Below are 17,704 nucleotides of genomic sequence, written 5' to 3'. Positions count from 1 at the left end.
ACCGGCGGAGAAGTACCCGACGGCGCCACCGGTTGACCCGGATGCCCGCATGGGCAGCTGTGTTCTACGACGCGGTCCTCCCGGCACTCCTCGGTGCCACCCGCACACGGGCACCGCACAGGGGCCGTACGCGAGCTGGGTCGGCCGCCCGGCCCGAGTGGGGACCGACGCTGCGGACGGCGCACGTACGCGATCCGGAGGGAAATGTGCTGGAGTTCCAGTCCTACTGAGTACAAACAGAATCCGGTAGCAAAGCGGCGATTATCCGCTGTTCGACTTTTCACCTTCACCGGGCGGGGTGTGGGGAATATGGTTCTGGATCAGTCACGTGGGACGGTGCGCCCCATGCCCAGGTCATGCGCCCCTGGCGCTTCAACTCCGTCCCGTCGGGGGGTTATTCGACGACTCCCTTGCTTTCCCTCCGGTCGCTTTCTGAAATGGATTCTTGAAGTCCGTCATGGAGAGCGAGAACCCAGACGTCGAGAAAGAAAGGGAGCCGCGTTCGAGGAGATGACGGTTTCGGAGCCCGAGGCGTTCGCCGGCCGCAGCTTCCTGCCCTCCACAGGAACCGCGCCTAAAGCCTCGTAGGGCACCCGTGCCCCTGGCCGCCTGCACCGGACGGTCAGGGGCACGGCATACGGCGAAGCCCAGCGGCGGTCCCGCCCCTGCGCAGGGACTGATCCCGCCCTGGAACACTCTTCGGGTGCGTGACGCGGGCCACGGGAACTCCCGCCGTCCGGCGGAGAGGGAACGGGTGTGAGGGACTCAGAGAACGAAGTGCGCCGCCGCGTACGCGAGGGGGAACGCGAGGCGTTCGCCCAGCTGTACGAGGAGTACGCCCGTGCCGTCTACAACCACGCCCTGCGGCTGACGGGCGACTGGTCGTCGGCCGAAGAGATCATGTCCGAGACGTTTCTGACCGCGTGGCGTACCCGGGCGCGCGTGCACGAGGAGGGCGGCTCGCTGCTGCCCTGGTTGCTGGGCATCGCCACCCATAAGGCGGACAACGCCCGGCGGGCGCTGCGCAGACGTCAGTTGTTCCTGGCGCGGCAGCCCCGGCCGCGCGCGGAGGAGGACTTCGCGCCCCGGACGGCCGCGCGCATCGACGACGCCCGGCGGCTGCGCGCCGTCCGGGCAGCGCTGGGTCGGCTGCGGCGTCAGGAGCGGGAGGTGCTCGCGCTGTGCGTGTGGGCGGGGCTGGACTACCAGCAGACGGCCGAGGCCCTTGGCATCGCCGTCGGCACCGTGCGTTCCCGGCTGTCGCGGGCCCGCAAGAAGCTGGCCCGGCTGGCGGACGAGGCTGCGGACGAAGCGGCGCGGGAGACCTCGGACCCGCGAGAAACCTCGGAACCGGGCTGCGCCCGCGGAGAGATGACAAGTGCGGCCGCGATCGCGGCCCTGCCCGTGCGGGAGGAGCTCACATGACCGGCAAGCCCATCTCCACTCCCCCGGGGTCTTCCCCGGAGCGGCGCGACGACCGCGAAGAGCGCGACGACCGCGAAGAGATCGCCCGTCTGCTTCCGCCTCCTGCCGACGAGGACCTCCCGCACGAGCAGCACCTTCGTCACAAGGAACTGCTGATGCACCACATCGACCGCGACATCGAGAGCGGCCACGGCTCCCGTACCCGGGCGGCGGCCCGACGGCTGCGAAGGCCCGCGCTCCTCCTGCCGGCGACCGCGCTGGCCCTGGCCGCCGCGCTCACCGCGGGAGTTGCGCTGAGCGGCAACGACGGCGGGAGCGCCGGGACCACGCAGCACCGCGCCTCCACCCGGATGCAGCCCGCGGCGGCCCTTCTGCACCGGATCTCCGACGCCGCGGAGAAGCACGAGGCGCCCACGGTGCGGGACGACCAGTTCGTCTACACCAGGAAGAAGATCCGGGAGACGGATCTGACCAGCGGGAAGGCCGTGATCGGACCGCTGAAGCAGCATGAGACCTGGGCCGCGCAGGAACCCGGTCCGCTGCACAAGCTCGGCGTCATGCGGGTCGACGGCGAGACGCTCCCCATCAACGCGAACCTCGGCGACACCGAGGGCACTCCGGCCGGCATCGACCGGCCCACCTACCGCTGGCTCAGCTCCCTGCCGACCGACCCGGACAAGCTGCTGGACTATCTGTACGCCAAGACCCCGCGGGCCGAGGGCACGGGGCCGGACCGACGCGAGCGCGACCAGGCGGTGTTCGAACGGATCGGGTCGCTCCTCGGCGGTGTGATGCCACCCGAGACCAGCGCTGCTCTCTACCGGGCCGCGGCCAAGCTGCCCGGAGTCACCCGGGCTCCGGGGGCTCACGACGCCATCGGCCGACAGGGGCTCGGTATCGCCCGTGACGACAAGCAGCACGGCGTCCGGACCGAGTGGGTCTTCGACAAGAAGGACTTCTCCTTCCTCGGCTCCCGCAGCTACCTCACCAGGGACACCAGCTACGGAAAGGCGGGAACGCTGCTGTCCAGCGAGGCGGAGCTGGAGCACGCCGTCGTCGACAAGGCCGGCCGCCGGCCCGGCGGCGCGGACGAGCAGACGGCGACCCAGCGCAGGAGCTGACCGCGCCGTGGAGGGCGGGAGTGAGCAGCGTCACAGTTTTTGATGGGTCCCGCGGTGAACTTTTCGCTCGGTGAACGCATCCAACTTTCCGTAAGCGCACAATTGACCGACCTGGAGGGGGAAGACCGAAATGACGGAGAAGCGCCACCACACCAGCGCGGCGGGGTCCATATGCAAGCGCGTCGGCGCTGCGGGCCTGGCAGTCGCCGCAGCCGCGGGGCTCGGACTCGCCGGAGCCGGGGCCGCACAGGCACTCGGCAGCCAGGCGACGGCCACTGTACCCACCTGCCGGACATCGGGGCTGACCGCCTCGTTCGGGGAGAAGCTCGGGGGCGGGATGAACCACGAGGGGGTCATCCTCAAGCTGAAGAACACCAGCGGCCACACCTGTAATCTGCGCGGCTACCCGGGACTGGGCCTGGAGGACTCCGGCCACCGGACGCTGGGCTCGACCGTCCACTGGGGCGACACCTACTACGCACAGGACCCCGGCAAGAAGACGCTGACGCTCAAGAACAACCAGAGCGCCGAGGCCGTCATCGCCTGGACCCACGCCAACGCGGGCAGCCCCGAAGCGCGGCACGCCGGCTACCTCCAGGTCACGCCGCCCGCCAACACCACCCACAAGACCCTCAAGCTCCCCACCTGGGTGGACCACGGCCGCCTGGAAGTCACCGCCTTGGCCCGTAACGTCCCCGTCGGCTGACCCCGTCCGGCCGGCCACGGACTCCCTGCGAGCACATCCTGTGCCCCTGTCAGCGTGCAGCCGACAGGGGCACAGCTGTACCGACCGGGTGTCCAGGCTCGTACGGCACCGGTTTCGCCTGTCGGTGCCGTACGAGCGCTCTGGGTCGGCCACGCCTCGGCTACCTCGCCGTGGACACGCGCTTGCCGTCGGCGACTTCGGTGACGCCCAGGGCCAGCCGAAGTTTCCGTACCGCGTGATACAGCCGCGACTTCACGGTGCCCGGCGGGATGCCGAGCACGAGGGACACCTCGCGCGTCGACCTGCCGGTGTAGTACGTCTCGTACAGCACTTCCCGGTGCGCGGGCGAGAGCGTCCGGAACGCCTTTACGAGCACCAGGGAGGAGAGCACCCGGTCGACATCGTCGGTGTCGGCCAGCACGTCCTCCAGCCAGGCGGTGCCGTCGACCTCCTTGGGACGGGCCCTGCGCAGGCGGTAGTCGTCTATGACGAGGTTGCGCGCCACCTTGAACAGCCACGGCCGCAAATCCTGCCCGCCCCCGGCCAGTTGCTGGTTGCGCCAGCAGCGCAGCAGCGTTTCCTGCACCACGTCTTCCGCTCTTTGCAGATCACCGCCCAGCAGCTGGAGCACATAACCCTGTAAGGGCCGCGCGTGCTGTTCGTAGAGCGAACGTGTCGCCCGTTCCTGGGCGCTTGCCGCGCCGACGGACCCCAAGATGGTCCAGCTCACGGTTGTACCCCCTCGTTTCGAGCCGCCAGCAAATGGCGGTCTGGCCTGGGGACTCGCACACAGCGGCCCCCTCACGAGGCGAGAGTTTTGTGAGGGCGGATCCACGTGCCGTTGATGACCGATTGCCGTGAAGCGGCGCGACGCTGCGCCACCCGAAAAGGGCAGAAAGCGGCCTTATCCCACTAAGCCAGGTACTAGTGCGCTTTACGAGGAATTAGATGCGCACTCAGCGAAGGAAGTTCACGACAGAACCAACCGAGTACTGTGACGCCGGTCACTCGGCGCCGCCGGTGCCCCTTCCGAAGCGGCGGCCCTCGGTGTCAATGCGATGTTGATGCTGCTGGTCAGGAACCTGTCCCCGATGTCAGGACAGCCAGCCGCAGCTGCACGTGGCGGGGGAGCGTCGCGTCGTCGGCTGCCGGTCCGGCCTCCGCGGCGAGGGCGGACCAGGTGTCGAGCAGCGCCTGTCCATGAGTGCGGAGTGACTGCGGATCCGTGAGCATCTGCCAGTTGCCGACCGCGCGCTTCAGATATCCGTACGCACGGGGATTGCCCTGCCGGTGGCAGATCCGGGCGAGATCGAGATAGATCGCCGTGGCGCTCGCGTAATTGCCGCCCAGGCGGGCGACGTACGCCTCGAGGTCGCGCGCCTCCAGGGTGTAGGGGTGCTCCTCTCCGTAGCTGCGCACGGCGTGTTCCCGCAGACGGAAGGCGAGCACCATGGCGCGCTGCGGCTCGTGGCCGGCAGCTGCCCGGTTGATGTGTGCGACGGCCTCCGCCAGTTCGCCGGGCACCAGCGGCTTGGGGGCGGGCTGCGGCGGCTTGGGGGCGGGCTGCGGCGGCTCCGGGGCGGGTGCCTCCGACCGCGGTGGCGGCGCCGATTCCTGGGCCCGTGGTGGCGCGGACTGCGGTGTGGGGGCAGGCGGGGTCTCGCCTCCGTGTACGAGGAGCCGGCTCGAACCGTCCGGGAAGACCCGGATGTGGGTGGCGTAGCCGTTCTCCCGTAGGTCGAGGATCGTCACGTCGACGTGTTCGCCGCGGTCCTGTGCGGCGCGGTGCACGGCGTCGAGCACCGCGACGTGGACCTCTTGTCCGTCCGTGACGGACAGGCGCTCACCGTTGAGCGCCGCGCTGCCGTTGCTGCTGATGAGGACCTCGAAGCGGGAAGACCGCCGCGCCGGTCGTTCGTCGTGCCGCGCCTGTTCCGGGCGCACTTGCTCGTGGAGCATGAGGTGCTCACTCTCCGCTCGTCGCTCTGCTCGAGGGCAGGTCCTGGAGGGTCACAGGTGGTCGATGGGCTGGTATGCCGGAGGTGGCCTAGCCGGACTCGTCCGGGCTCGGGCTCATGGACGCGGACGGGAATTCGGAAGGGGCCACGGCGCCGCCGATCCCCTCGAACCGGGGGAAGAGCGACCGGATACTGACGACGTAGCTCTGTGCCTTGCTGGACTCGGGGATGCCCTTGGCCTCCTTCACCTTGTCCAGCCCCACCTCGTAGGCGGCGAGCGCCAGATCGAGGACGCCCTCCCCCTCCGGCGCCTCTCCGCTGTCGACGATGGGCTTGACCTCGTCGGCCAGCGAGCAGAGGTACCGGCCCTGGGCCATGATCGAGTCCTCGGCGTCGGTCGCCTTCGTCTCGTCGTTGTCGTCCTCGTCCTCGCCGAACTCCTTGAACTTGTCCGGCGGGAGCTGCGAGATGCCTTCCTCCCCGTTGGGGCCCTTCATGTCCTTGTTGAAGGAAGACTCCTGCTCGATCTGTGCGGCGATGACGACCGGCCCGATGGCGTCACAGATTCCCCCGGCGTCCTCGATGGTCTCCGACAGGTCCTCGGGGACGGTCTCGGGGTTCAACTCTCCTTTCCCGTCCCCTTGGACCGACTCGGCGATTGCTTCCGAGTCGACGTCGTCCGCGGACGAACCACCGTCGTCACCTCCGCCACCGAAGAAGAGGATGATCGCGATGATGGGGGCGAGGAGGACGCCGAGCCCGCCGAAGATGAAGACGAGCACGCCCCCGCCAACCGCCGCGGCCAGGAACGACAGGCAACCGGCACAGCCTCCTCCCCCCAGCATTGCCAGCTTGGCGCCGTTTCCCGACGACCCCTCGCTCCCGCTCATGGGCGCACACCCTCTCTCTCCTCACTCGACGACGCCGGGTTGTCGGAGGCGGTGAACCACTTCCGCTGAAGTCCCGTTGTGGCTCCCGACGGAACGCGCCGCGCATGCAGACCGGAACGTGAACCGGGGCGAATCAGTTCAATGCGCCCGCGGTTCGCGTCCCAGAAGCGCAGAAGCCGCCGCTGTCGCAAAGCCGCAGCTATCGAGGAGTCCAGGAGAGGAGGGCCGACGCGCATGAGCGTCCCGCCAACGGCATCCGCCGGTCCGCAGATGTGGGTACGCGGACCGACCGCTGCCCAGCCGGATGCGGAGCCGACGGCGCCCGCGCCCCCGGCCCGGCAGCCGGCATCCCCGGCCCAGCGGCCCGCGGCCCCGGCCCAGCAGTCGGCACCTGCGGGCGTGGCCGCCCCGACCGCACCCCCTGCACCGACGGATCCGGGGGTTCCGACCGAGCCGTCGGCGCCGATGGGGCGCACTGCCCCGCCGGTTGGCCGTACTGCCCCGACCACCTTCTCGGCGCCGCCGCCTCCTGCTGCGGCAGCCGTGCCGTCGCAGCAGTACCCCGAGTTGGGGGAACCACCGAGGGGCGGGGGCGGCCCGGTCAGCTGGGTGGGGGCGCACGGAGGGGCCGGGACGAGCACGCTCGCCGAATTGGTGGGCGGCTGCGACATGGGACGCCGTTGGCCCGACCCGGCCAAGGGCGATCCCGGCGAGGTGCTGTTGGTGGCGCGGACGCACGGCGCGGGGCTGCGTGCTGCGGGCCGGGCGCTGGAGGCCCTGCAAAGGGGACAGCACCCGGCAGGAGTTGAGCTGCTGGCCGTGGTGCTGGTCGCTGATGCGCCCGGGCGGCTGCCGCTCCAACTGGGGAGACGGGTGAGGGTGCTGCGCTCTGCCGCGGACGTTCACCGCGTGCCCTGGATTCCGTCGTGGCGAGGAGAAGAGCGTACGGGGCCCGTGCCGAAGGTCTTACGCGAACTCGCCGCACTGGCAGGAACCGGGCTCGACCGGCCCGGGAAGCAGAAGAAAGCACGGTGACCGCCATGAGCCGGATATTCCAGCTGCTGGCCGACGAAGAACTCCCGCCCTACAAACCGGTGGGAGCAGCGGACAACCTCCTCAACTGGCTCGCCTGGGGAGCCTCGGCAGCCGGCGTGCTCGGCCTGATCATCATCGGCACGCAGCTGTCCATCCAGTTGCGCCGCGGAGAAATGGGCGAGGGCTCAACGTACTTCAGGGGGTTCTTCTTCATCGTGCTCGCGGCGATCGTCTCCACGACTGCCGGGCCCATCGTGCAGTGGTTCGGACCGTACAACCCCTGATCCCTGCCGGAGCTTTTCCGGCGGAATTCTCACTCCCATACGCACATCAACGGCAAGTTGCCAACAACTCACCGGAGAATCCCATGAAAACCGATCTGTACCGCCTCTACCTGGCCGTTCCGCAGCCGAGCAAGCAGAAGCCCGGAGGGCTCGGTGGGAAGGTCGATCAAATGCTCGGCATGGCCGCCTGGGTCGGCACCGCGGCAGGTGTTCTGGGCATCATCATCACCGGCGCGATGATGGGAATTTCCCTGAAGCGCGGCGAGAGTTCCGAGCACATGAGCCGACTCGGCATGGTGCTGTGCGGCTGCTGCCTCATCGCTTGCGCAGGACCGTTCGCCTCCTGGCTCTTCAAGTGAGCCGAAACGGAAATGAGTAGCCGTGTTCGGACGCAAGCAGGACAACGAGGCGACGGATTCGCCCTTCTGGAAGCAGCGCGGCTGGATCTTCTCAGCCGTGTTCCTGGCGACCGTGCTGCTCGTCGCGACCGTTTCCTACATCTCGGATGCGGGCGGCGACGAAGCCAACGCCGCAGCTCAGCACAGGAAGCCCCGAAGCGGGCCGCTGCCCACCCAGGAGGCGCAGGGCGGCAAGCGGGCCACGGCGGAGGAGCGGCCGAAGGGATGCCGGACCGAGGACGACAAGGGGGAGGACACCGCGCGGCCGACATCCGCACCGAAGGACGTGGCGTGGAAGAACCTCAACGACACCCTGGTGCCGACCTCCCCGTCGGCCGGGCCCACACAGGTCAGCGGACCGGTGTGGTGGTGCTACGCCCGCACTCCCATGGGCGCGGTCATGGCCGCACACAGCATTCTCACGCATATGAGCGATGCCGATTGGCGCACTGTCGCCGAGCAGCAAATCGTCTCGGGGAAGGGCCGCGAGGAGTTCATATCCCAGCGGTCCGCCATGTCGCAGGCGGCGGTGGAGAGCGAGGAAACCGGGGTGTACTCGGGGTTCTCCGTGGTGTCGTATTCCAAGAACGCCGCAGAGCTGCGCATCCTCATCAAGAGCGCGGGCGGCACCTTGGGATCGACCACGGTTTCGATGCGCTGGAGCGGCGGTGACTGGAAAGTGAAGCCGCGCACGAACGGGGCTCTTTTCACTTCCTCGACCTCCGCGATGAGCTCCGGCGGGTTCATCAAGTGGGGGGCGGCGTGACATGGCCTGCGAAAGCGGTACGGGAAATCCTCTCCTGGATATTGCGAAGGGATTCTTCGATTTTCTGGGTGATCCGATCGGCACCATCGTCAAGGGCATCGCCAACGCCATCATGGCCGGGGCCATCGCCGCGTTCGGGGCGGTGACAAAGGCGGTCCCGACCTTCGAGCCGGCGAAGTCGGGGCCGGTCAACGACCAAGTGCAGTGGCTCGTCGTCTACGTCGCCGTGGGCTCGCTCCTCTTCGCCTGCATCCGGATGGCCGCGGAGCGCCGTGGCGAGCCGGGCCAGACCGCGCTGAAGGGCATGGTGCGGCTCATTGTCGTCGCCGGTGGCGGGACGGCCATCGTGGGCGCTGCTGCCACCGTCGGCGACAACTACGCCAACTACCTGTTCGCCGGTGCCGTGAACGAGCAGGTGCAGGACATGGGGTGTGGTCCTTCGTCGGGAATCGAGCCCTTCCTGCTGCTGGTCCTCGCGTTCCTGCTGCTCATTGCCGCCATCGTGCACACGATCCTGCTCTATGTGCGGCTGGGCGTCATGATCATTCTGTTCGGCACGCTGCCGCTGGCCGCTGCCGCGTCCATGAGTGACTGGGGCGGCGGCTGGTGGCGCAAGCACATCGGCTGGATGATCGCCTGGCTGCTCTACAAACCCGCTGCCGGACTCGTCATCTACGCGGGCTCGGATCTGCTCACAGGCGGCGAGGGCGGAGAGGCCAGCGACAAGATCCACACCAAGATCGCCGGTATCTGCGTGATGCTGCTGTCGGCCATCGCCCTGCCCGCGCTGCTGAAGCTGGTCGTGCCCGCCACCGCGGCGCTCGGCGGTGACAGTGCCTACAGCACCGCCGTCTCGGGCGCCGCCGGGGGCATTGCCTCCGGGGCGAAGTCGATCGGCGGCGGCGCCCCGTCGGCGGCGGCCCGGGGTGCCGCCGGGTCCGGCGGAAGCTCCGGTGGTTCCGGGCCCTCAGGCGCTTCGGGGTCCTCGGGCGGCGGCGGCCAGTCCGGGCAGGGAGGCCGGACCGGACCGTCGGGAACGGTCACCGGCGCAATGGGCAACTCCGACGGCTCCGGCGGGGGCGGTTCGGGCCCGTCCGGAGGCGGCCAGTCCGCAGGCGGCGGCGGTGGCGGCCAGTCCGCGGGCGGCGGCCGCGGTGCCGGTGGCGGAGGTACGGGCGGCGGATCCGCAGGAGGCCCCAGCGGCGCCGCGCGGGGCGCGGGTGCCGCGGCGGGCCCGGCCGGTATGGCAGTCGAGGCAGCGGTCGCCGCAGCCAAGACCGCCGGGAAGCTCGTCGCCGGCGGCGTGGACGGTGCGGATGGGGCCAAGGGCCACAACGAGTAGGGCCCCCGGGCTTGCCGACCGATCTCGCGTACCCGGCACGGGGGCTGCGCCGCGGCCCTCGTGGTTCCGGTCAGGGGGTGCCCCTGACCGACGACTGCGGGCTGCGGCTGACGTTGTGGCTGGTCGCGCAGTTCCCCGCGCCCCTGCGGGGCGCAGCCCTCTACGTACTTTTCCGTAACTCGCCCTCTCTGGAAGGAAGCTGAACGCATGTCATCCCATGCCGTGTCGTCGAGCCCCACCTACGGGAACTGGCGCCGGCCGCGACGGCCGGGGCTCGGGTCCTTCGGCATGCTCGGTACCGCCGGGCTGTTCGGCGGGCTCGTCGTCACGCTGCTGGCCTCACTGATGTCGCTGATCGCGGCGGCGGTCGTGATGGTCCCCATGGCCTTTGTACTGATCCCGCTGGTGATGCGGACCCAGGACGGGCGCAACGCCTACCAGTTGATCGCCGTACGTATCGGATGGATACGCCGTAAGTCCAAGGGGGCGACCACCTATGTCTCGGGCCCGCTCTCGCAGCGGCCCGGTGGGCGGTTCCAGCCGCCCGGGCTGCTCGGCCGGATGGAGATGTACGGGGGCAGGGACGCCTACGACCGTGATTTCGGCGTGCTGTACCACGGAAGCCGCCGTCTCTACACCATTGTGCTCGCCTGTGAACCTGACGGTGGTTCGCTGGTCGACCCCGACCAGGTGGACACCTGGGTGGCCTCGTGGGGCCAGTGGCTGTCCCGGCTGTCGCATGAACCGGGGCTGCGGGGCGCCTCCGTCATCGTCGAGACGGCGCCCGACTCGGGCACCCGGCTCGCGCACGAGGTACTGCCCCGTCTCTCCCCCGATGCGCCGGCCGCAGCGCGTGCCGTGATGGAGGAGGTCGTCGAACGGTATCCGGAAGCCTCCTCCGAGATGCATACGTACATCACGCTCACCTACGGCGTCCCGGTGGGGCAGAAGATCAACCACGACGACATGATCATCGATCTCTCCACCCGGATCCCGGGCCTGCTCGCGGGACTGGTGGGCGCGGGCGGCGGAGTCGCCTACCCGCTGTCCGGCGAGCGCATCGCCGAGGTCGTACGGGTGGCGTACGACCCCGATGTCGCGGCGGAAGTCCTCAGCGTCCGCTCCCAGTACGGCTACACCGGGCTGGAGTGGGACGACGCAGGCCCTGCTGCCTGCGTGGAGAATGTGGCCTCCTACCAGCACGATTCCGGAGTGTCCAGGACTTGGATGCTGACTCTCGCGCCTCGCGGCACCGTGCGGGCCAATGTGCTGCGCGGCCTGCTCGAGGCCAGCCCCGGTACCCGTCGTAAGCGGGTGGCGCTGCTCTACCGGCCCATCGATCCGGCGACCTCCGCCCGCATCGTGGAGGCCGACCGGCGGGCCGCCCAGTTCATGGCCACGTCCGGACGCGGTCTGGTCCAGGCGCGGGCCGCCACCGAGGTACGCGCGGCCGAGCAGACCGCGCAGGAAGAGGCGACCGGTGCCGGACTGGTGGAGTTCTCGATGATGCTCACGGTCACGGTCGACTCCGACGAAGAACTGGCCGACGCCAATGTGGCCATGAAGAACCTCCAGGGAGCGGCACGGCTGTCGATGCGTCCTGCCGACCGGATGCAGGCAGCGGCCTTCAGCTGCACCCTGCCGGTCGGGCTCCTCCCGTGGGAGCTGTCGCTGATCCCGCGGGATCTGCGGGAGGCGCTGTGAGTCCGCGCGGCAACGACTGGCAACTCGACGAAGCGGAGCGGGACATGACCGACGCCAAGCGGAAGCAGAAGGGCAAGAGCGGCAAGGACCGCAACGGGCCCAAGTCGCAGCCCAGGCAGAAGCTGCCGACCTCGCGCGGCTGGCCGGGGCCCGGCGGCGGGCAGGTCGGCGGCATGGACCCGCCCACGATGTGGCGGGCGACGACGGTGCAGGCTTGCGGGCTGTGGCCGTTCGCCGCAGGTTCGGGCGCGCCCATGTCCGGCGTGCCGCTGGGGCAGCACATCCACACCGGCGCCACGGTGTGCGGGGACCCGCTCTCGTGGTTCACGCGGGCGCGCTACATCTCCAACCCGTCGCTGTTCATGCTCGGCATGCCGGGCCTGGGAAAGTCGACGCTGGTCAACCGGATGCTCATCGGCCTTGCCGCGACAGGCGTGGTGCCGCTGGTGCTCGGCGACCTCAAGCCCGACTACGCGGACACGGTACGCGCCCTGGGCGGTCAGGTGATCTCCATCGGGCGTGGCATGGGCGGCATCAACCTGCTCGACCCTGGCGCCATGGGCGCGGCAGCGCACAGGATCGGCGGAGCGGCGGGCCGGGCCCTGGCCGCCGAGGCGCACGGCCGTGTGCTGAACATGGTGGCCGCACTGGTCACCATCGTCCGCAACCGCCCCATGGACGACCACGAGCAGGCGGTGGTCTCCGCCGTACTGCACCACCTGTACGAAAGGACTCCCCCCGGCCGGACCGTGGTGCTGCCCGATGTGCTGAGGGTGCTCAACGAGGGACCCGACCGGATACGGGCCGTGACCCTGGACCGTGGGGACGAGACCCGCTATCGCGATGCCGTCGACCCGCTGCACCGCTCGCTGCTGGGCATTCTCGACGGGCCGCTGGGTGACACCTTCGCTTCCGAGACCTCGACACGCGTCGATCCGAACGCGCCCGCGGTCTGTATCGACATCTCCCGGATCGGTGAGGCGGACACCCAGCTGACCGCGGCGGCGATGCTGGCGGCGTGGTCCGACGGGCTCGGCTCGGTGGCGGCTTCCCACGCGCTGGCCGACGCGGGCCTCACCCCGCGACGCTGGTTCTTCACCGTGCTCGACGAGCTGTGGCGGCCGTTGCGTGCCGCGACCGGCATCGTCGACCGTATCGACGCACTCACCCGCCTCAACCGCACCCTCGGTCTGGGGGACGCCAAGATCACGCACACGCTCAAGGACGCGGAGTCGCTGGGCACCGAAGCCGACAAGGCCAAGGCGCGCGGCTTCGTCGAACGCGCGGGCATGGTCGTCTGCGCGGGTCTGCCCCGGGCCGAGATGGAGGAGCTGGGCAAGATCGTCGGGCTGTCCGAGCGGGAGATCGAGCTGGTCTCCTCCTGGTCCTCTCCCCCGGGCTGGGCCATCTCCGGTGAGAGTGAGGAACCGCCCGGCCGTGGCCGCTTCCTCATCAAGGTCGGCGGCCGGCCCGGCATCCCGATCAGGGTCAGCATCACCGACACCGAGCGCCATCTGCATGACACCAACACCCGCTGGGTGCAGAACGACCACCCTGGGGGGCAGTCGATCGAGGGCCTCGCCGGGGACGGTACGGGGACGAGTGCCGAGGCCGGTGTCGGGGGCGGTGCTGAGCCGGCGCCGGCCGCTGAGCCAGCGGCGGCAGCTGAGCCAGCGGCGGCAGCTGAGCCGGCGGCGGCCGCCGAGCCGGTGCCCGCCGCTGAGCCGGTGCCGAGGCTGGGACCGGTGACCGGGCCGGGGCCAGAGGTGTGGACGAGGGCAGCGTCGGAGACGGTGCCGCGGCAAGGGCCGGATCAGCGGCCCGGACACGACCCGTGGCCGGGGCAGGGTCCGGACAGGAGGACGGCGTGATGAAGGCGGGTATGAACACCCGGGATATGGCCCCCTGGGCCATCGTGGCTGCGGTGGCCACAGCCCTGATGACGTCCGGAGGCATCTGGCTCGGCGGGACCCTGGGCGCAGCGCTGAACGGCGCGGGCTGGCAGCCCCCGCCGTTCTCCGTCTCGATATCCGCCACGCTGGTCGCGGACGGTCCGCAGGAGATGTGGCCGGACGCATCGCCCGTCGCGGTGTGGATCGGCGTCGTGCTGGTCTTCGGCTCGGTCATCGCGGGGGCCGTCCTCGCCGCACGGAAGATCGTGTCGTACGCCTCCCGGCAGAAGGGACTTGCCGGGAGGCGGGAGCTGGCCTCCATGTGTCCCGAGGGCATCGAGGCGCGCGCCCGCGATCTGCGCCCCTCCCTCAAGGGCCTGCCCCACCCCCTGCACCCGGACCAGACCGGCAATCTGCTCGGCGATCTGGAGCCGAACGGGCCCGAACTCCGCTCCTCCTTCGAGGACGTGGAGCTCGACCTGATGGCCCCGCGCGCTGGCAAGTCCACCGGCATCGCCGTCCCACGGGTGCTACGGGCGAACGGTGCGGTGCTGCTCACCTCGAACAAGTCGGACGTCTACGCCGTCACCCGGGCCGAACGCGAAAAGACCGGCATCGTCTGGACGTTCGACCCGCAGGGCATCGCCCACACACCCCGTGGCATGTGGTGGAACATGCTGGCCGACTGCCACACCATCGAGGGCGCCCGCCGGCTGGCCGGGCACTTCGTCGCCTCCGTCAACGACGACGCGTCGAAGAAGGACTTCTGGATCTCGGCGGCCCAGAACACACTGACGGCACTGTTCCTGGCCGCCGCGCGCGGCGGAGCCTCCGTCACCGACCTGCTCGGCTGGCTCGCCGACCCCGCCGACCGCACCCCCGTCGACCTGCTGCGCGACGCCGACATGGTCGCCATGGCCGAGCAGTTGCAGGGCACCGTACGCGGCGCGGTCGAGACCCGTGACGGCATCTACGAGACGGCGCGGCAGTGCGTGGCCTGTCTGCTCGACCCGGAGATCGCCGCCTGGGTCAGCCCGGACCCCGACCTCCCGGAGTTCCGCCCGCACGAACACGTACGCGGCCGCGACACCCTCTATCTGCTCTCCAAGGACGGCGGAGGCTCAGCCGCCGGCGTCATCGCGGGCCTTGCCGATGCCACCCTGCGCGCCGGGGTGATGGCCGCCGAAAGGATGGGCGGCCGGCTCGATCCCCCGATGACGGCGGTGCTGGACGAGGCGGCCAACGTCTGCCGCATCTCCGACCTCCCCGACCTCTACAGCCACCTCGGCTCCCGCGGCATCAACGTCGTCACCCTGCTGCAGAGCTACCGCCAGGGCGCCCGCGTCTGGGGCGAGGCCGGTATGGACGCGCTGTGGAGCGCCGCCACCGTCAAACTCCTCGGCGCGGGGCTGGACGACGCCGACTTCGTGGACAAGGTCTCCAAACTCGTCGGCCAGCGCGATGTCAAGACCCCCAGCTACTCCAGCGGCAAGGACGGCGGTTCCCGTTCGGTCTCCTACCGTCTGGACCCGATCCTCCCGCCGGACAAGATCCGCGCCCTTCCCAAGGGCACGGCGCTGCTGCTGGCCACCGGTATTCGGCCCGCGCTGATCCGGCTGCGGCCCTGGTACAAGGAACCGGGCGCGGCGGCGATTTCCGCCGCCGCGAAGGCTGAGACGGAGGCGATCACTGAGCGGGCCGCGCGGGCGTGGGCCGGCGGGGTCACCGTGCCCGGCGGTCTGTCCTGGGAACGGGGTGCCACTTCCTGACGCCCGCAGGCTGCGGGTGCTCCCCCAAGCTCTTCGAGCAGGGAGGTACCCCCAGGCTGATCGCGCAGTTCCCCGCGCCCCTTATTTGCTTCCCCGCAAGCGTGCCCACCCTGCGCCAGGGGCGAAGGGTGGGCACGCGCAGCCCCCTTGCGGGTCAGCGGGCGCGGGCCCGGGTCACGGTGTGGAGGAGCCGTTCGACGGGGCCGTACCGAACGCGGCGAAGCAACCAGCGGCTGAGCGCCAGTTGGGCCGCATAGAGAACGCAGCACCCGGCCAGTACGGGGACCAGGCCGGCGCGGCCGTACCAGGCGAGCCCGTAGCCGGTGAAGACCAGGGCCATCACCAGCGACTGGGACAGATAGTTGGTGAGCGCCATCCGCCCGGCCGGCGCCAGGCCCTCGCCGAGCCGTCGGCCGTGCCGCGTACGCAGGAGGAACAGCAGTCCGCAGGCGTACGCGGCGGTCAGCGCCGGGGCGGTGAGCACGCCGACGGCCATGCCGACGTCGGACCAGCGCGCGTCCAGCGGGCCGTTGCCGCACATCGCCATGAACCCGCTCCCGGCCAGGCCGACCGGCAGCCCGTAGGCGACCAACCGTCTGGCCTGCGCGCGATACCGGTCGAACTCGGCGAGCACCCGCCGTTTGCCCGCGGCCAGGCCCGCCAGAAAGGCCGCCAGGATGTGCGGCGCGTAGAGCAGATCCCCGGCGAGCAGCTCCCGCCACTGCCGCAGATTGGCATGCACGACGGAGACGGGATCGCCTCGGTACGCCGCCACGGCCGTCGCCTCCCGCGGGTCGGCGGCTTCGGCCGGCGCGGTGACAGCGAGGGCGAGGAGGCCCTTGCCGAGCAACAGGACGGCGAGAGCGGCGACGAGCCAGACCGCGCCGCGCACCGCCGTGCGCGGCGTCACGCCACGCGCGGCGAACAGCACCAGCCCCAGCACCGCATACGTCATCAGGATGTCGCCCGGAAACAACAGCACGGCGTGCGCGAGACCCAGAACGAACAGGCAGAGCACCCTGCGCAGATGCCGGGCTGCGAACCCGGCGCCCTCCCGCTCGGCCGAGCGCACTTGCAGGGTGAAGCTGTACCCGAAGAGGAAGGCGAACAGCAGATAGAACTTGCTGCTGACCAGCGCGGTGACGAGCCAGACCGCAACCCTGTCGCCCACCGAAGCGGACGGCCCCTGGCCCGCATACGGATCGGCCATCACCTGAACGTTGACCAACAGAATGCCGAGCAGCGCGAAGCCACGCAGGGCATCGACGTCTCGGATCCGCCGCGACGAAGCGGTGGTCGTGGGCGTTGCGGGGGCCGCCGGTGTCGTTCTCTCGCTCACGGACAATGCCGTCCTCGCCATTCCAGGGTGCTGTGCGGCATGACCGCGCCGAACGCGGCGTAGAGGCTTCCTGACCAGCGTTACTTCCGGCCCGGGGATTTCGCTCGCTGTTGGGTGTTTGCCGGTCGCACCGCGGAGCTGTACGGCGGTGGCGACTGCGGCGTCGGGGGTCCCGTCCTTCCTCTCTCGCTGCCGGAGCGGTGGTACGCGAGTGACTCGTTGGCCACGGCGGCTCTGAAGCTGGGCGAGGAGGACTGCAACATGGGGCTTACGGGGCTGGGGGGACGGGACGGCTGAGGGCTGGTGGGAGGGGAGACCTCCCCGGAGGCGACGGGGGCGTCACGAGGGAGCTTGGGGGGTACGGGCGGCCCGGGTGCGGGCGCGCCGGGGTTCCCTTGGGAGGGAGCCACGGCGCGGGCCACGGCCTGGAGGGCAGTGGTCGCAGGGCGGGGACCGACGGCTTGGCCCTGGGTGGGCATGGGAGGACGGGGGGCCTGCTGGGGTGCCGCGTTGGGGGGCGCCGGTGCCGGGTGCCCGGGAGCGTAGTGGGGGAGCTGGGGCATTTGGGGCGGTGCGGTCATGCGTGCGTTGGGGTCCGGGACAGCCGCAGATGCGCGTCCGCGACCGTTCTCCTGAGCGGCTGTCTCGGTGTTGCGGGCGGCCTTCGCCGGCCTCCAGGGGTTGAGCCTGGACAGCCAGGACTTCCGCTCGTCGGTGCCGTTCGCCTTGGCCGCGGCTGCCGCCAGCTGTCGGGCGTATGCCTCACCGGCGAGTTCCGCCGCGAGGCCCAGCTGCAGCGGGTTGCGATCGTACGCGTCCCTGTACCGGCTCTTGCTGGTGATCAACTTCAGTGCAGCGTCCTGGACCGCCTTCTGTTGCTCCGGACGGAGATTCCAGTACTGCGCAGAGGGCGAGTTGGCGCCTTCCGGCTGCGGTTTCGTGAGGCGCTGCCGGGCCTTCGGCTGTGGCGGAGGCGGTGCAAAGCCTGGCTCCGGAGCAGGCTGCTGGACGTCCTGTCCTTGCCCGGGCTCTCCCGCCGCCTCTCGTCCCCGCGGGTTGCGCAGCAGGGTGCGCA

17 protein-coding genes are annotated in these 17,704 nt (G+C 70.3%); 13 read left to right on the top strand and 4 right to left on the bottom strand.

Annotated features, from left to right (window positions below; genetic code table 11):
• The first annotated feature begins 41 nt into the window (after positions 1–41).
• The 4 genes from ACTWQF_RS05905 (at position 42) to ACTWQF_RS05890 (ending at position 3,252) form a co-directional block, all read left to right on the top strand.
• Positions 42–230 (top strand): hypothetical protein, encoded by a 189-nt coding sequence (locus tag ACTWQF_RS05905; protein ID WP_443277719.1) that lies wholly within the window; start codon positions 42–44, stop codon positions 228–230.
• Positions 231–777: 547 nt separating this feature from the next.
• On the top strand, positions 778–1,425 hold the full coding sequence (locus ACTWQF_RS05900) for an RNA polymerase sigma factor (RefSeq protein ID WP_443278472.1): 648 nt from the start codon (positions 778–780) through the stop codon (positions 1,423–1,425).
• Entirely contained in the window at positions 1,422–2,546 is a 1,125-nt protein-coding gene (locus tag ACTWQF_RS05895; protein ID WP_443277717.1) for a CU044_5270 family protein, read from the top strand. The genes ACTWQF_RS05900 and ACTWQF_RS05895 overlap by 4 nt, the downstream gene beginning before the upstream one ends.
• Positions 2,547–2,676: 130 nt before the next feature.
• Positions 2,677–3,252: a DUF4232 domain-containing protein gene (locus ACTWQF_RS05890; RefSeq protein ID WP_443277715.1), complete on the top strand. Its 576-nt coding sequence runs from the start codon at positions 2,677–2,679 to the stop codon at positions 3,250–3,252.
• A 160-nt stretch (positions 3,253–3,412) separates the two neighbouring features.
• Here ACTWQF_RS05890 and ACTWQF_RS05885 read toward each other — a convergent pair whose 3' ends face one another.
• The 3 genes from ACTWQF_RS05885 to ACTWQF_RS05875 all read right to left on the bottom strand — a co-directional run bounded on the left by ACTWQF_RS05885 (position 3,413) and on the right by ACTWQF_RS05875 (position 6,100).
• Complete coding sequence (locus ACTWQF_RS05885; protein ID WP_443277713.1) at positions 3,413–3,982, bottom strand: sigma-70 family RNA polymerase sigma factor; 570 nt, start codon at positions 3,980–3,982, stop codon at positions 3,413–3,415.
• A gap of 344 nt (positions 3,983–4,326) precedes the next feature.
• On the bottom strand, positions 4,327–5,211 hold the full coding sequence (locus ACTWQF_RS05880; RefSeq protein ID WP_443277711.1) for a hypothetical protein: 885 nt from the start codon (positions 5,209–5,211) through the stop codon (positions 4,327–4,329).
• A gap of 88 nt (positions 5,212–5,299) precedes the next feature.
• Positions 5,300–6,100, bottom strand: coding sequence for a lytic transglycosylase domain-containing protein (locus tag ACTWQF_RS05875; RefSeq protein ID WP_443277709.1), 801 nt, complete (start codon positions 6,098–6,100; stop codon positions 5,300–5,302).
• A gap of 234 nt (positions 6,101–6,334) precedes the next feature.
• Here ACTWQF_RS05875 and ACTWQF_RS05870 point away from each other — a divergent pair, with 234 nt between their 5' ends.
• The 9 genes from ACTWQF_RS05870 (at position 6,335) to ACTWQF_RS05830 (ending at position 15,290) form a co-directional block, all read left to right on the top strand.
• Positions 6,335–7,135 (top strand): DUF6668 family protein, encoded by an 801-nt coding sequence (locus ACTWQF_RS05870; protein WP_443277708.1) that lies wholly within the window; start codon positions 6,335–6,337, stop codon positions 7,133–7,135.
• 5 nt (positions 7,136–7,140) lie between these two features.
• Positions 7,141–7,419, top strand: a complete 279-nt coding sequence (locus ACTWQF_RS05865; protein ID WP_443277706.1) for a hypothetical protein — start codon at positions 7,141–7,143, stop codon at positions 7,417–7,419.
• An 83-nt stretch (positions 7,420–7,502) separates the two neighbouring features.
• Positions 7,503–7,778 carry a hypothetical protein gene (locus tag ACTWQF_RS05860; protein WP_443277704.1) on the top strand — a complete coding sequence of 92 codons (276 nt, stop codon included), beginning with the start codon at positions 7,503–7,505 and terminating at the stop codon, positions 7,776–7,778.
• Between the two features lie 22 nt (positions 7,779–7,800).
• Positions 7,801–8,583 carry a hypothetical protein gene (locus ACTWQF_RS05855; protein WP_443277702.1) on the top strand — a complete coding sequence of 261 codons (783 nt, stop codon included), beginning with the start codon at positions 7,801–7,803 and terminating at the stop codon, positions 8,581–8,583.
• 1 nt (position 8,584) lies between these two features.
• Positions 8,585–9,925, top strand: coding sequence for a hypothetical protein (locus tag ACTWQF_RS05850; protein WP_443277700.1), 1,341 nt, complete (start codon positions 8,585–8,587; stop codon positions 9,923–9,925).
• Between the two features lie 77 nt (positions 9,926–10,002).
• Positions 10,003–10,128 carry a hypothetical protein gene (locus tag ACTWQF_RS05845; RefSeq protein WP_443277698.1) on the top strand — a complete coding sequence of 42 codons (126 nt, stop codon included), beginning with the start codon at positions 10,003–10,005 and terminating at the stop codon, positions 10,126–10,128.
• A gap of 4 nt (positions 10,129–10,132) precedes the next feature.
• A complete protein-coding gene (locus tag ACTWQF_RS05840) occupies positions 10,133–11,629 on the top strand; it encodes an SCO6880 family protein (protein WP_443277696.1) in 1,497 nt (498 codons plus the stop codon).
• A gap of 173 nt (positions 11,630–11,802) precedes the next feature.
• Positions 11,803–13,500 (top strand): ATP/GTP-binding protein, encoded by a 1,698-nt coding sequence (locus ACTWQF_RS05835; protein ID WP_443278471.1) that lies wholly within the window; start codon positions 11,803–11,805, stop codon positions 13,498–13,500.
• An 11-nt stretch (positions 13,501–13,511) separates the two neighbouring features.
• On the top strand, positions 13,512–15,290 hold the full coding sequence (locus ACTWQF_RS05830; protein WP_443277695.1) for a type IV secretory system conjugative DNA transfer family protein: 1,779 nt from the start codon (positions 13,512–13,514) through the stop codon (positions 15,288–15,290).
• A gap of 154 nt (positions 15,291–15,444) precedes the next feature.
• Here ACTWQF_RS05830 and ACTWQF_RS05825 read toward each other — a convergent pair whose 3' ends face one another.
• Positions 15,445–16,629, bottom strand: coding sequence for a DUF418 domain-containing protein (locus ACTWQF_RS05825; protein WP_443277693.1), 1,185 nt, complete (start codon positions 16,627–16,629; stop codon positions 15,445–15,447).
• Positions 16,630–17,704: the final 1,075 nt, after the last annotated feature.

It is taken from the genome of Streptomyces sp. 8N114, assembly GCF_052245835.1.
In the GTDB taxonomy this organism is placed as follows: Bacteria; Actinomycetota; Actinomycetes; order Streptomycetales; family Streptomycetaceae; genus Streptomyces.
This window is presented reverse-complemented; position numbering and strand designations above follow the sequence as displayed.

What these genes read in the sequence shown, in the direction of transcription:
- ACTWQF_RS05905 (WP_443277719.1), top strand. Translation starts at nt 42, where the DNA reads ATGCCCGCATGGGCAGCTGTGTTCTACGACGCGGTCCTCCCGGCACTC.
- ACTWQF_RS05895 (WP_443277717.1), top strand. Translation starts at nt 1,422, where the DNA reads ATGACCGGCAAGCCCATCTCCACTCCCCCGGGGTCTTCCCCGGAGCGG.
- ACTWQF_RS05890 (WP_443277715.1), top strand. Translation starts at nt 2,677, where the DNA reads ATGACGGAGAAGCGCCACCACACCAGCGCGGCGGGGTCCATATGCAAG.
- ACTWQF_RS05880 (WP_443277711.1), bottom strand. Translation starts at nt 5,211, where the DNA reads ATGCTCCACGAGCAAGTGCGCCCGGAACAGGCGCGGCACGACGAACGA.
- ACTWQF_RS05875 (WP_443277709.1), bottom strand. Translation starts at nt 6,100, where the DNA reads ATGAGCGGGAGCGAGGGGTCGTCGGGAAACGGCGCCAAGCTGGCAATG.
- ACTWQF_RS05870 (WP_443277708.1), top strand. Translation starts at nt 6,335, where the DNA reads ATGAGCGTCCCGCCAACGGCATCCGCCGGTCCGCAGATGTGGGTACGC.
- ACTWQF_RS05865 (WP_443277706.1), top strand. Translation starts at nt 7,141, where the DNA reads ATGAGCCGGATATTCCAGCTGCTGGCCGACGAAGAACTCCCGCCCTAC.
- ACTWQF_RS05860 (WP_443277704.1), top strand. Translation starts at nt 7,503, where the DNA reads ATGAAAACCGATCTGTACCGCCTCTACCTGGCCGTTCCGCAGCCGAGC.
- ACTWQF_RS05850 (WP_443277700.1), top strand. Translation starts at nt 8,585, where the DNA reads ATGGCCTGCGAAAGCGGTACGGGAAATCCTCTCCTGGATATTGCGAAG.
- ACTWQF_RS05840 (WP_443277696.1), top strand. Translation starts at nt 10,133, where the DNA reads ATGTCATCCCATGCCGTGTCGTCGAGCCCCACCTACGGGAACTGGCGC.
- ACTWQF_RS05835 (WP_443278471.1), top strand. Translation starts at nt 11,803, where the DNA reads ATGGACCCGCCCACGATGTGGCGGGCGACGACGGTGCAGGCTTGCGGG.
- ACTWQF_RS05830 (WP_443277695.1), top strand. Translation starts at nt 13,512, where the DNA reads ATGAACACCCGGGATATGGCCCCCTGGGCCATCGTGGCTGCGGTGGCC.